The organism is Pseudocitrobacter sp. 73 (genome assembly GCF_008369545.1).
Taxonomy (GTDB): domain Bacteria; phylum Pseudomonadota; class Gammaproteobacteria; order Enterobacterales; family Enterobacteriaceae; genus Pseudocitrobacter; species Pseudocitrobacter vendiensis.
In genome coordinates, this window is the sequence record NZ_VTZO01000019.1 from 13439 (window position 1) to 26426 (window position 12988).

The following is a 12988-nucleotide window of genomic DNA, read 5'->3' on the forward strand; positions in this document are numbered from 1 at the left end:
CTTTATAAAGGAGGTTGCTTATCCTGGCTTTGCGTTCCGAAGCCTGGGGTATAACAAAATAAAATGAGATGGGGTGTCTGGGTTAACATGAACGAACAATATTCCGCGTTGCGTAGTAATGTCAGTATGCTCGGTAAAGTGCTAGGCGATACCATCAAGGATGCGCTTGGTGAGAACATTCTTGACCGTGTAGAAACTATCCGTAAGTTGTCGAAATCCTCCCGCGCTGGCAATGAAGCCAACCGTCAGGAACTGCTGACAACGCTGCAAAACCTCTCCAATGATGAACTGCTGCCGGTGGCGCGTGCCTTCAGCCAGTTTCTGAACCTGGCGAATACCGCCGAGCAGTATCACAGCATCTCGCCAAAAGGCGAAGCCGCGAGCAACCCGGAAGTGATTGCGCGTACGCTGCGTAAACTCAAAGACCAACCCAATCTCACCGAAGCCACCATTAAACAAGCCGTCGAATCGCTGTCGCTGGAGCTGGTTCTGACCGCGCACCCGACCGAAATCACGCGCCGCACGCTCATCCACAAAATGGGCGAAATTAACGGCTGCCTGAAGCAGCTGGATAACAAAGACATCGCCGATTATGAACGCCACCAGCTGATGCGCCGCCTGCGCCAGTTGATTGCGCAGTCCTGGCATACGGATGAAATTCGTAAGCACCGTCCAAGCCCGGTGGATGAAGCCAAATGGGGCTTCGCCGTAGTGGAAAACAGCCTCTGGGAAGGTGTGCCCAATTATCTCCGCGAGCTTAATGAACAGCTTGAAGAGAACCTGAACTACCGCCTGCCGGTCGATTTCGTCCCCGTTCGCTTTACCTCCTGGATGGGCGGCGACCGTGACGGCAACCCGAACGTTACCGCTGAAATCACGCGTCACGTCCTACTGCTAAGCCGCTGGAAAGCGACCGATCTGTTCCTGAAAGATATTCAGTTGCTGATCTCCGAACTCTCGATGGTGGAATGCACCGACGAACTGCGCGCCCTGGTGGGCGAAGAAGGCGCTCAGGAACCGTACCGTTATCTGCTGAAAAACATTCGCAGCCAGTTAATGGCGACCCAGGCCTGGCTGGAAGCGCGGCTGAAAGGCCAACGTCTGCCGAAACCGGCGGGTTTAATCAGCCAGAACGAACAGCTGTGGGACCCGCTTTACGCCTGCTATAAATCATTGCAGGCCTGCGGAATGGGCATTATCGCCAACGGCGAACTGCTCGACACCCTGCGCCGCGTGAAGTGCTTTGGCGTGCCGCTGGTGCGTATTGATGTTCGCCAGGAGAGCACTCGCCACACTGAAGCGCTGGGCGAACTGACCCGCTACCTGGGCATCGGCGACTACGAAAGCTGGTCCGAAGCCGACAAACAGGCGTTCCTGATCCGTGAACTGAATTCCAAGCGCCCGCTGCTGCCGCGTAGCTGGGAGCCAAGCAACGAAACGCGCGAAGTCCTCAATACCTGTAAAGCGATTGTCGATGCGCCGGTTGGCTCCGTTGCCGCCTATGTCATTTCGATGGCGAAGACACCTTCTGACGTGCTGGCTGTACACCTTCTGCTGAAAGAAGCCGGTATTACGTTTGCCCTGCCGGTTGCGCCGCTGTTCGAAACGCTTGATGACCTGAACAACTCGAACGATGTCATGACGCAATTACTGAATATCGACTGGTATCGCGGCTTTATTCAGGGCAAACAGATGGTGATGATTGGCTATTCCGACTCCGCGAAAGATGCGGGCGTGATGGCCGCTTCCTGGGCGCAGTACCAGGCACAGGACGCGCTGATCAAAACCTGCGAAAAAGCCGGTATCGAACTGACTCTGTTCCACGGTCGCGGCGGCTCCATTGGCCGTGGCGGCGCGCCAGCCCATGCGGCACTGCTCTCACAACCGCCAGGAAGCCTGAAAGGCGGCCTGCGCGTGACCGAACAGGGCGAGATGATCCGCTTCAAATACGGTCTGCCGGAAGTCACCGTCAGCAGCCTGTCGCTCTACACCAGCGCGATTCTGGAAGCGAACCTGTTACCGCCGCCGGAACCGAAAGACGAGTGGCGCGGCATCATGGACGAGCTGTCCGATATCTCCTGCGAGATGTATCGCGGCTATGTGCGTGAAAACAAAGATTTCGTGCCTTACTTCCGTTCCGCGACGCCGGAACAGGAGCTGGGCAAACTGCCGCTCGGTTCGCGCCCGGCAAAACGTCGCCCAACCGGCGGCGTGGAATCCCTGCGCGCCATTCCGTGGATCTTCGCCTGGACGCAGAACCGTCTGATGCTGCCAGCCTGGCTGGGCGCGGGTGCGGCGCTGCAAAAAGTGGTGGAAGATGGCAAACAGAGCCAGCTTGAAGCCATGTGTCGCGACTGGCCGTTCTTCTCCACGCGTCTGGGAATGCTGGAAATGGTGTTCGCAAAAGCGGACCTGTGGCTCGCGGAATATTACGATCAGCGTCTGGTGAAAAAAGAGCTGTGGGGCTTGGGTGAAGAGCTACGCAATCTGCTGGAAGCGGACATCAAAGTGGTGCTGGCAATTGCCAACGACGCGCATCTGATGGCCGACCTGCCATGGATTGCCGAGTCTATTCAGTTGCGTAACATCTATACCGACCCGCTGAACGTGCTTCAGGCTGAACTGCTGCATCGCTCTCGTCTGTCGGAAGAAGAAGGCAAAGAGCCGGATCCTAACGTGGAGCAGGCGCTGATGGTCACCATCGCAGGCGTTGCGGCAGGCATGCGTAACACCGGCTAATCAATCTAAGTTAAGTCTCAATGAAATAAGTGCGCTGGCTCACGCCGAAATAAGCGCACTTATTTTTTTTGATTTCGCCGCAAAACCTTTTCATATTCGCTCTGTCTATCAATGTGCTCGACGTGACTTTTTACTGCCGCAACAATAACTGCTGGAGTGACCTTAAGGTTCACTTAATAAAAAATTGTTACGGTTGGCACCACGAATTCTGACAGGCTTAATTTATGCTCTCCACTACTACCCCGGCTGAAACTAAGTTTAGCTGGAAGGCCCTTGGTTGGGCGCTGCTCTACTTTTGGTTTTTCTCTACCCTGCTGCAGGCCATTATTCTTTTAACGGGCTATAGCGGTACGAACGGATTTCGTGACTCTCTCTTATTCAGCTCGTTGTGGCTGATTCCCATTTTTCTGTTCCCGAGTAAAACGCGCATCATCGCTGCCATTATTGGGATAGTGCTGTGGGCCGCCTCGCTGGCGACGCTGTGCTATTTCGTGATCTACGGGCAGGAATTCTCACAAAGCGTGCTGTTCATTATGTTCGAATCGAACGCCAATGAAGCCAGCGAATACCTGAGTCAGTATTTCAGCCTGAAGATTGTTCTAACGACGGTGGCGTATACCGCGGTGGCGATTTTCCTGTGGTCCAGACTGAAGCCTGTCTATATCCCGCACCTGGGCCGCTGGCTGGTTTCTTTTGCGCTGCTGTATGGATTAATTCTTAATCCTATTGTGGCGGGAAGCGTTGTTGGTGATAAACCGCTGGAAAAAACGCTGAACGGTATGGCCTCCCGTATGGAGCCCGCCGCGCCCTGGCAGTTTATTACTGGCTACTACCAATATCGCCAGCAATTAACCAGCCTGAACAAACTGTTAAACGCTAACAATGCATTACCGCCACTGGCGAATTTAAAAGACAGCTCCGGTAATGCACCGCGTACGCTGGTGCTGGTGATTGGGGAATCGACCCAACGTGGCCGTATGAGTCTGTATGGCTACCCGCGTGAAACCACGCCGGAACTGGATGCCCTGCATAAGAACGATAAGAACCTGACCGTCTTCAACGACGTCGTCACGTCTCGCCCTTATACCATCGAAATCCTGCAACAGGCGCTGACCTTTGCGAACGAAAAAAATCCGGACCTCTATCTGACCAAACCATCATTGATGAACATGATGAAACAGGCCGGGTATAAAACGTTCTGGATAACTAATCAGCAGACGATGACCGAACGTAACACCATGCTGACGGTGTTCTCGAAGCAAACGGACAAACAGTTCTATATGAACCAGCAGCGTACGCAGAGCGCGCGCGAGTACGACACCAACGTGCTGGACCCCTTCAAAGAAGTGATGGCTGACCCGGCGCCGAAGAAATTGATAATCGTTCACCTGCTGGGTACGCATATCAAGTATGAGTATCGCTACCCGGAGAAATGGGGCAAGTTTGACGGCAAAACCGACAATCTGCCTGCCGGGTTATCGCAGGAACAGCAGGACGAATACAACGCCTACGATAACGCGAACCTGTACAACGACCACGTTGTCGCCAGCCTGATCAAAGAGTACAAAGCCACGGACCCGAACGGATTCCTGCTCTACTTCTCCGATCACGGTGAAGAGGTTTACGACACGCCGCCGCATAACATTCAGGGGCGCAACGAACTGGCGCCAACGCGCCACATGTATACCGTACCGTTTATGCTGTGGACGTCAGATAAATGGCAGGCTGCACATCCGCGCGATTTCTCGCAGGACGTAAACCGTAAGTACAGCAGTTCGGAGCTGATCCATACCTGGTCCGATTTAGCGGGGCTGAGTTATGACGGTTATGATGCGACGCGTTCCATCACCAGCCCGCAGTTCACACCAATGACGCGCTGGATTGGCAACCCGTACAAGAAAAACGGCTTAAAGGATTACGATTCTCTGCCTTACGGGGAACTCCAGGGTAATCAGTGAGAATTGCCTGATGCGCTCCGCTTATCAGGCCTACAGGTTTTCTGCAATTTATTGAATGTAGGCCGGATAAGGCGTTTACGCCGCATCCGGCAAAACAAAGCGCACGTTGTCTGCAATCTTTGAGGCCACTTCATTCAGGAGTGGCCTTTTTTTACGCATCCCGTTAATGTGGCGAGCAATGCAACAGAGAAGGGATCGCTATGCATCACGACATCACGCAACTGCTCACCCGGCTAATCAATACGCCGTCTGAACTGCAAAACATTCACTTTGCCAGCGCCACCAGCCCGGCACCTGAACTGGCGTATCAGGTCGATTTCCCGCGTCTGGAAATCGTGCTGGAAGGTGAGTTTACCGATGCCGGCGCAGTCGCGCGCATGCAGCGTCATGATGTCCTGTTTGTACCCGCAGGCGGATGGAACTTCCCGCAATGGCAATCGCCGGTGACCACCCTCAGCATTCTGTTTGGCAAGCAGCAGCTCGGCTTTAGCCTGGTGCACTGGGACGGCAGCCATTCACACAGTCTCAATCGCCAGCACGTTGCCCGGCGGGGGCCGCGTATCGGTTCTTTTCTGCTGCAAACACTGCATGAAATGCAGATGCAGCCTCAGGAACAACACACCGCACGGTTGATTGTCGCCAGCCTGTTAAGCCACTGCTGTGACCTGCTGGGCAGTCAGATTCAAACGGCTTCGCGCAGTCAGGCGCTTTTCGACGCCATTCGCGACTATATCGACGAACATTACGCCTCGCCGCTCACCCGTGAATCCGTCGCGCAGGCGTTTTATATCTCGCCCAACTATCTCTCACACCTGTTCCAGAAAATCGGTGCGGTGGGATTTAACGAATATCTGAATCATACTCGGCTGGAACACGCCAGAATGCTGCTGAAGGGTTACGACTTGAAGGTGAAAGAGATTGCGCACGCCTGCGGCTTTGTCGACAGTAACTACTTCTGCCGCTTGTTTCGCAAAAATACCGAACGCTCGCCGTCAGAATACCGTCGCCAGTACCACAGCCAGCTTACGGAAAAGAACACTACTCCAGAATAATATGCGTGTGCTGCGGTGCGGAGAGCAGTTTACGCACTGCGCTCATCACTTTCTGCGGCTCACGCAGAAACGCGGAAATACCCGACTGCACATAACGACAGTTGATAAAACGTTCTGCGCCACTCAGTTCGATATCGGTGATCAACAGCACCGCGTCAGCGCGCTGAACATCCTCAAGGGTAAGCGCATTTTCAATCCCCAGCGCGCCCTGGGTTTCAATCTTGATGCTCCATTTTTCCTGCTGGCACAGTTTTTCCAGACGCTCAGCGGCCATATAGGTATGCGCCACGCCGCTCACGCAGGCGGTGACTGCGACTAATCGTCTAACGGGGGATACCGTCATCGTCTTCTCCTGCTTCTGGTTTCATACATGCTGGCGAGTCTCCCCGCCAGCCTGATATTCGCGCTTACGCCATTTGTGCGAGATGCGCTTCAATTTTAGCCATAATCGCGTCGGCGCGTTTTACGGCATCGCTGATATTAACCCGCACGATGGTTTTACCCGCAAAACGCTCTTCAAACTTGATGCCGATATCTTTGGTCAGAATCACGATATCCGCAGCAGCAACGTCGCTTGCCGTCAGTTCATTTTCGAGGCCAATGGACCCCTGCGTTTCAACCTTCACGTCCCAGCCTTTGGCTTTCGCCGCGCTTTCCAGCGCTTCCGCCGCCATATAAGTATGTGCGACGCCAGACGGACAAGCGGTTACCGCGATAATCATGGTCATAATATTTACCTCTTCAATCAGTTAATTTCGAAATCCAGATCCAGGTCGTCTTCTTTCTCCGCGACCGGTTTTGCATTCTTCCGCGCCAGGCTTTTCAGGAGATTCACGCACACTGCCGTCACGACCGCGCCAACGGCAATCGCCACGATGTAGCCGAGCTTGCCTTCCACCACCGGCAGAACAATCAGCCCGCCCCACCCGGCGTAGCACTGTGCACCCATCAGCGCTGCCGTCACCGCGCCGCAAACGGAGCCGATCATAATGGACGGGATCACACGCAGCGGGTCAGCGGCCGCAAAGGGAATCGCCCCTTCCGTCACGCCCACGCAGCCCATCACCAGCGCCGCTTTGCCTGCTTCGCGCTCTTCGCTGCTGTAGTTCTTACGATTAATCAGCGTCGCGAGGCCCAGCCCCAGAGGCGGTACGCATATCCCGACGGCAGCAATCGCCACCACCGTATACACCCCCTGCGAGACGCAGATCAGCATGAACGCATAGGCCACCTTGTTCACCGGGCCGCCCATATCAAACGCCAGCATCAGGCCCATGATTACCGCCAGCACCACAATGCTGCCCTGCTGCATGCCTTGTAACCAGTGCGTCAGGCCCACCGTGAGCGCGCCGACCGGCTCGCCTAGCCCCCACATCATTACGCCTGCGGTGATCAGGGTGCCAATAATCGGGATCACGAAGATCGGCATCACCGAGCGCAGCACTTTATGCACCGGGATCTTTTTCAGGTAATAGACCACAATCCCGCCGATAATCCCGGCGATTAACGCGCCGAAGAAGCCTGCGCCAAAGCTGTTCCCCACCCACGCGCCAATTGCACAGGGTGCCAGCGCTGAACGTTCGGCGATGGAGTAACCGATGTATGCCGCCAGAAAAGGCACCATCAACGTCAGGCCGGCCACGCCAATATCAAACAGCTTTTTAAGATTTGGATCGGTGGCGGCATCCGGCACCGCGCCCTTGCCGTATAACATGACGGAAACCGCCAGCAGGATCCCACCCGCCACAACAAACGGGATCATGTGCGACACACCGGTCATTAAATGCTGACGGGTGTTTTTTAAAATCTGCACCAACTCTTTCATCAGTTGCTCCCGGGCATTTCGTGCCCATATCCATAACGAGGTTGTGGAAACGATAGGCAATTGACGAAGTGACAGACAGTGGATAAAAGGGGCATTTACTGGATATTTGTGATCGCATCAGAAAAATGCGATCGGTCTCAAAAGTTCGCGACTCGTTGCTATCGCCCACCAGCCGGGAACATGTGAGGAATCTCTCACTTTTAGGCGGATATTACATTTATCCAGTTTTTGACAGATTTGTCAGATAGCGGGCCCGCGCTCAACCCTCCATCCTGTTCCCCATATCGAATGATTTGGGAGATAAAGTGATGGCTCAGGTTGTAGAGTTTGTCTGTGAATTACCTAATGGCGTCCATGCACGCCCCGCCAGCCACGTTGAAACGCAGTGCAATACATTCACCAGCACCATTGAATGGCATAACCTGCGAACCGACCGCAAAGGCAACGCCAAAAGCGCGTTGGCGCTGATCGGCACCGATACCCTGGTGAACGATGCCTGCCAATTGCTGATTTCCGGCGAGGATGAACAGGCCGCCTGGCAGCATCTCTCCCGCTGGATCCGTGAAGAATTTCCCCTGTGCGATGCGCCGCTGGCGCAAGCTGCTACGGTTGAACAAGCACCACTGCCGGAATCGCTCACCCATCTCAATCCAACGCTGTTTCGCGCGCAGCCCGTGTGTAGCGGTAGCGCAGGCGGCGTTTTAACGCGTCTTGCCTCGCTTGATTTAAACCGTCTGGGCGATTTGCCTGCCTCGCGCAGCGTGGAAGAGGAGCAGCAGGCGCTGGATAGCGGCCTGGCGCGGCTGACAAAAATGCTGGAACTGCATCTGCTGGACAGCGACACCACCGCCAGCGCGATTCTGGAAGCTCATCGTTCGCTCGTCACCGACACCTCTCTGCGCCAGCATGTTCTGGTTGGTGTAAACGATGGCCTGAGCTGTGCCGACGCGATTGTTCGCAGCGCCAACCATTTCTGCGATGAATTTGCCCGCTCCAGCAGCAGCTATTTACAGGAACGCGCGCTGGACGTGCGCGACGTCGGCTATCAACTGTTACAGCAAATTTATGGTGAACAGCGTTTCCCGGCACCGGGTAAGCTCACGCAGCCGACCATCTGTATGGCGGAAGAACTCACCCCAAGCCAGTTCCTCGAGCTGGATAAAACGCTGCTTAAAGGTCTGCTGCTGCAAAGCGGCGGCATTACCTCACACACGGTGATTCTGGCGCGTTCTTTTAATATCCCAACGCTGGTCGGCGTAGATATTGACGCACTCAACACCTGGCAGGGGCAGCAAATCTGTCTGGATGGCAATGCCGGGGCGATTATCGTTGCGCCGAATGAAGCGGTCTCCCGCTACTATCGCCAGGAAGAGTGGGTACAGGAACAACTGCGCCAGCAACAGAGCGTCTGGTTGAACCAGGAAGCGCGTACCGCCGATGGCTTACGCATTGAAGTCGCCGCTAACATCGCCCATTCGGTAGAAGCACAGGCCGCCTTCGGCAACGGTGCGGAAGGCGTCGGTCTGTTCCGTACCGAAATGCTCTATATGGATCGTGCCTGCGCGCCGGGCGAAGACGAGCTGTATAACATTTTCTGCCAGGCGCTGGGTTCCGCCAATGGCCGTAGCATTATCGTGCGCACCATGGATATTGGCGGCGATAAGCCGGTGGATTACCTCAATATTCCGGCAGAAAATAACCCGTTCCTCGGCTATCGCGCGGTGCGTATTTATGAAGAGTATGCGGCGCTGTTCACCACCCAGTTGCGTTCGATCCTGCGCGCCTCAGCGCACGGCAAGCTGAAAATCATGATCCCGATGATCTCCTCGATGGAAGAGATCTTATGGGTCAAAGAGAAGCTCGCCGAAGCCAAACAACAACTGCGCAATGAACACATTCCATTCGATGAGCGTATTCCGCTCGGCATTATGCTGGAAGTGCCGTCGGTGATGTTCATCATCGATCAGTGCTGCGAAGAGATCGACTTCTTCAGCATCGGCAGCAACGATTTAACCCAGTATCTGCTGGCGGTCGACCGCGATAACGCCAAAGTCACCCGCCACTACAACAACCTGAACCCGGCGTTCCTGCGCGCACTCGATTACGCGGTGCAGGCGGTACATCGCCAGGGTAAATGGATTGGCCTGTGTGGTGAACTGGGCGCGAAAGGGTCTGTTCTACCGCTGCTGGTTGGCCTGGGGCTGGATGAACTGAGCATGAGCGCGCCGTCGATTCCGGCAACCAAAGCACGTCTGGCACAGCTTGACAGCCGCGCCTGCCGTCAGTTGCTCAATCAGGCAATGGCCTGCCGCACCTCGCTGGAAGTGGAGCATCTGCTGGCGCAATTCCGCATGAGCCAGCAGGACGCACCGCTGATCGCCACTTCCTGTATCTCACTGGATAACGACTGGCAGAGCAAAGAAGAAGTGATCAAGGGCATGACCGACAACCTGCTGCTGGCCGGGCGCTGCCGTTACCCGCGCAAGCTGGAAGCCGACCTCTGGGCGCGTGAAGCGGTGTTCTCGACCGGGCTGGGTTTCAGCTTCGCCATTCCACACAGCAAATCAGAACATATTGAGCAATCGACCATTAGCGTCGCACGCCTGAACGCGCCGGTACGCTGGGGCGACGACGAAGCGCAGTTCATCATTATGCTGACGCTCAACAAACACGCCGCGGGCGACCAGCACATGCGGATTTTCTCCCGCCTGGCGCGCCGCATTATGCATGAAGAATTCCGTAACGCGCTGGTGAACGCGGCATCTGCCGACGCCATCGCCAGCCTGCTGCAACACGAACTGGAACTGTAAGAGGACGAATCATGGAACTGTATCTGGATACTGCCAACGTGGCAGAAGTTGAACGTCTGGCGCGTATTTTCCCGCTGGCGGGTGTCACCACTAACCCGAGTATCGTCGCCGCCAGCAAGGAATCCATCTGGGACGTGCTGCCGCGTTTGCAAAAAGCGATTGGGCCGGAAGGCATTCTGTTTGCCCAGACCATGAGTCGTGATGCTGCGGGCATGGTGGCGGAAGCGAAACGCCTGAGCAACGCCGTTCCCGGCATTGTGGTAAAAATCCCCGTCACCGCGGAAGGTCTCGCGGCGATCAAATTGCTGAAAAAAGAGGATATTCCAACACTCGGCACCGCTGTCTACAGCGCCTCGCAGGGGTTACTGGCGGCGCTGGCTGGCGCCAAATATGTCGCGCCATATGTTAACCGCGTTGATGCCCAGGGCGGCGACGGCATCCGTATGGTACAGGAACTTCAGACACTGCTTGAGTTGCATGCCCCGGGAAGCAAAGTACTGGCCGCCAGTTTTAAAACACCGCGCCAGGCGCTGGATTGCTTACTGGCCGGGTGCGAGGCAATCACACTTCCTTTAGACGTAGCGCAACAAATAATCACTACCCCTGCGGTAGAGTCAGCCATAGAGAAGTTTGAGCAGGACTGGCATAACGCATTTGGTCATATCAACCTTTGAGGGAAATAAAGTATGGATCGCATTATTCAATCACCGGGTAAATACATCCAGGGTGCTGATGTCATCACCCGTCTGGGCGACTACCTGAAACCGATGGCAGAGCGCTGGCTGGTTGTCGGTGACAAATTTGTCTTAGGCTTCGCCCAGGCCGCGCTGGAAAAAAGCTTCCGCGATGCAGGTCTGGCGCTGGAAATCGCCCCGTTCGGCGGCGAATGTTCACAAAACGAAATCGATCGTCTGCGCGGCGTGGCTGAAAAAGCACAATGCGGCGCTGTACTGGGCATCGGCGGCGGCAAAACGCTCGACACCGCCAAAGCCCTGGCACATTTCATGGACGTTCCCGTTGCTATCGCGCCGACCATCGCGTCTACCGATGCGCCATGCAGCGCGCTGTCTGTCATCTACACCGATGACGGTGAATTCGACCGTTACCTGATGCTGCCGCACAACCCGAACATGGTCATTGTCGACACCAAAATTGTCGCGGGTGCCCCGGCTCGTCTGCTGGCCGCCGGTATCGGCGACGCGCTGGCGACCTGGTTTGAAGCGCGCGCCTGTTCACGCAGCGGCGCCACCACCATGGCGGGTGGAAAATGCACTCAGGCCGCGCTGGCGCTGGCTGAACTGTGCTACAACGTGCTGATTGAAGAAGGCGAGAAAGCGATGCTGGCGGCAGAGCAACACGTCGTCACCCCGGCGCTGGAGCGCGTGATCGAAGCTAACACCTACCTGAGCGGCGTCGGTTTTGAAAGCGGTGGCCTGGCGGCTGCACACGCCATCCATAATGGTCTGACCGCGATTCCGGATGCGCACCATTACTATCACGGTGAGAAAGTGGCGTTCGGTACGCTGACGCAACTGGTCTTCGAGAACGCGCCGGTAGAAGAGATTGAAACCGTCGCCGCCCTGTGCCACTCCGTCGGCCTGCCGATTACCCTCGCGCAACTGGATATCAAAGAGGATATCCCGGCGAAAATGCGCAAAGTAGCTGAAGCGTCCTGTGCGGAAGGCGAAACTATCCACAATATGCCTGGCGGCGCCGATCCGGACCGCGTTTACGCGGCGCTGCTGGTTGCCGACCAGTACGGTCAGCGTTTTCTGCATGAGTGGGAATAACGGCTGGTAAGGCCTGATTGACCGTGGTATGTCGGGTGGCGCTACGCTTACCCGACCTACAAACATCCGACTGTAGGCCCGGTAAGCGCAGCGCCACCGGGCGATTCTTTGCGCCTGTCCTGAAACGAACCTTTTCTGTCACGCACCATTTTCTCTTCTGAAGGTCAAATCGCCAGACACATTTCACGGACGATGCGAATGAAACTCCTGCTGGCACTTATCACTCTTTTTGCCGCTACTTTTATTCATCACTCGCCACCTCTTGATACCAAACCCATCACTGTACAACCGCAAACTAATGCCGCTATCGCTCAGGGCGCAGCACAACAAGTTGGCAAAACGCTGTATTACGACGCGGCCTATGTTCGGCTGACATACCCCAACGGCGATATCCCGCTGGAACGCGGCGTCTGCGCCGATGTGGTGATACGCGCGTTACGTACTCAACAGGTTGATTTGCAGAAATTATTGCATGAAGACATGCTGGCGGATTTTGCGGCCTACCCGCAAAACTGGAAGCTAAAACGCCCGGACAGCAACATCGACCATCGCCGCGTACCCAATCTGGAAACCTGGTTTCAACGCCACGACAAAGCCTTATCTATTACTGATAAATACAGCGACTATCAGCCGGGTGATATTGTCTCCTGGCGATTAAACAATGGCCTGGCGCATATTGGTGTGGTTTCTCTGAACCGCGCGTACGACGGCACGCCGCTGATGGTACACAACATCGGCGCAGGCGCGCAGGAAGAGGATGTGTTATTTAGCTGGCGGATTGTGGGACACTATCGATATTACAAGCGTTGAGCCA

The 12988-nt window shown here is 55.5% G+C and carries 10 protein-coding genes; 7 read left to right on the top strand and 3 right to left on the bottom strand.

Annotated elements, in window-relative coordinates; genetic code table 11:
• The first annotated feature begins 87 nt into the window (after positions 1 to 87).
• The 3 genes from ppc to F0Q32_RS18345 all read left to right on the top strand — a co-directional run bounded on the left by ppc (position 88) and on the right by F0Q32_RS18345 (position 5749).
• Positions 88 to 2739, top strand: a complete 2652-nt coding sequence (gene ppc, locus F0Q32_RS18335) for a phosphoenolpyruvate carboxylase (RefSeq protein ID WP_149464202.1) — start codon at positions 88 to 90, stop codon at positions 2737 to 2739.
• A 224-nt stretch (positions 2740 to 2963) separates the two neighbouring features.
• Positions 2964 to 4697 carry a phosphoethanolamine transferase CptA gene (locus tag F0Q32_RS18340; protein WP_149464203.1) on the top strand — a complete coding sequence of 578 codons (1734 nt, stop codon included), beginning with the start codon at positions 2964 to 2966 and terminating at the stop codon, positions 4695 to 4697.
• Positions 4698 to 4897: 200 nt separating this feature from the next.
• On the top strand, positions 4898 to 5749 hold the full coding sequence (locus F0Q32_RS18345; protein ID WP_149464204.1) for an AraC family transcriptional regulator: 852 nt from the start codon (positions 4898 to 4900) through the stop codon (positions 5747 to 5749).
• Here F0Q32_RS18345 and F0Q32_RS18350 read toward each other — a convergent pair.
• The 3 genes from F0Q32_RS18350 to F0Q32_RS18360 all read right to left on the bottom strand — a co-directional run bounded on the left by F0Q32_RS18350 (position 5736) and on the right by F0Q32_RS18360 (position 7574).
• Positions 5736 to 6092, bottom strand: coding sequence for a PTS fructose-like transporter subunit IIB (locus F0Q32_RS18350; RefSeq protein ID WP_149464205.1), 357 nt, complete (start codon positions 6090 to 6092; stop codon positions 5736 to 5738). The two genes, F0Q32_RS18345 and F0Q32_RS18350, sit on opposite strands and share 14 nt — an antisense overlap.
• A gap of 64 nt (positions 6093 to 6156) precedes the next feature.
• A complete protein-coding gene (locus F0Q32_RS18355; protein ID WP_149464206.1) occupies positions 6157 to 6477 on the bottom strand; it encodes a PTS fructose-like transporter subunit IIB in 321 nt (106 codons plus the stop codon).
• 17 nt (positions 6478 to 6494) lie between these two features.
• Positions 6495 to 7574: a PTS fructose transporter subunit EIIC gene (locus tag F0Q32_RS18360; protein ID WP_149464207.1), complete on the bottom strand. Its 1080-nt coding sequence runs from the start codon at positions 7572 to 7574 to the stop codon at positions 6495 to 6497.
• A 308-nt stretch (positions 7575 to 7882) separates the two neighbouring features.
• Between F0Q32_RS18360 and ptsP the strand changes: the two genes are divergently transcribed.
• The 4 genes from ptsP (at position 7883) to F0Q32_RS18380 (ending at position 12984) form a co-directional block, all read left to right on the top strand.
• A complete protein-coding gene (gene ptsP, locus F0Q32_RS18365) occupies positions 7883 to 10384 on the top strand; it encodes a phosphoenolpyruvate--protein phosphotransferase (protein ID WP_149464208.1) in 2502 nt (833 codons plus the stop codon).
• An 11-nt stretch (positions 10385 to 10395) separates the two neighbouring features.
• Positions 10396 to 11058 carry a fructose-6-phosphate aldolase gene (gene fsa / locus F0Q32_RS18370; protein WP_149464209.1) on the top strand — a complete coding sequence of 221 codons (663 nt, stop codon included), beginning with the start codon at positions 10396 to 10398 and terminating at the stop codon, positions 11056 to 11058.
• A gap of 12 nt (positions 11059 to 11070) precedes the next feature.
• Positions 11071 to 12174, top strand: coding sequence for a glycerol dehydrogenase (locus F0Q32_RS18375; protein WP_149464210.1), 1104 nt, complete (start codon positions 11071 to 11073; stop codon positions 12172 to 12174).
• A gap of 198 nt (positions 12175 to 12372) precedes the next feature.
• Positions 12373 to 12984 (top strand): DUF1287 domain-containing protein, encoded by a 612-nt coding sequence (locus F0Q32_RS18380; protein WP_149464211.1) that lies wholly within the window; start codon positions 12373 to 12375, stop codon positions 12982 to 12984.
• The last annotated feature ends 4 nt before the right edge of the window (positions 12985 to 12988 follow it).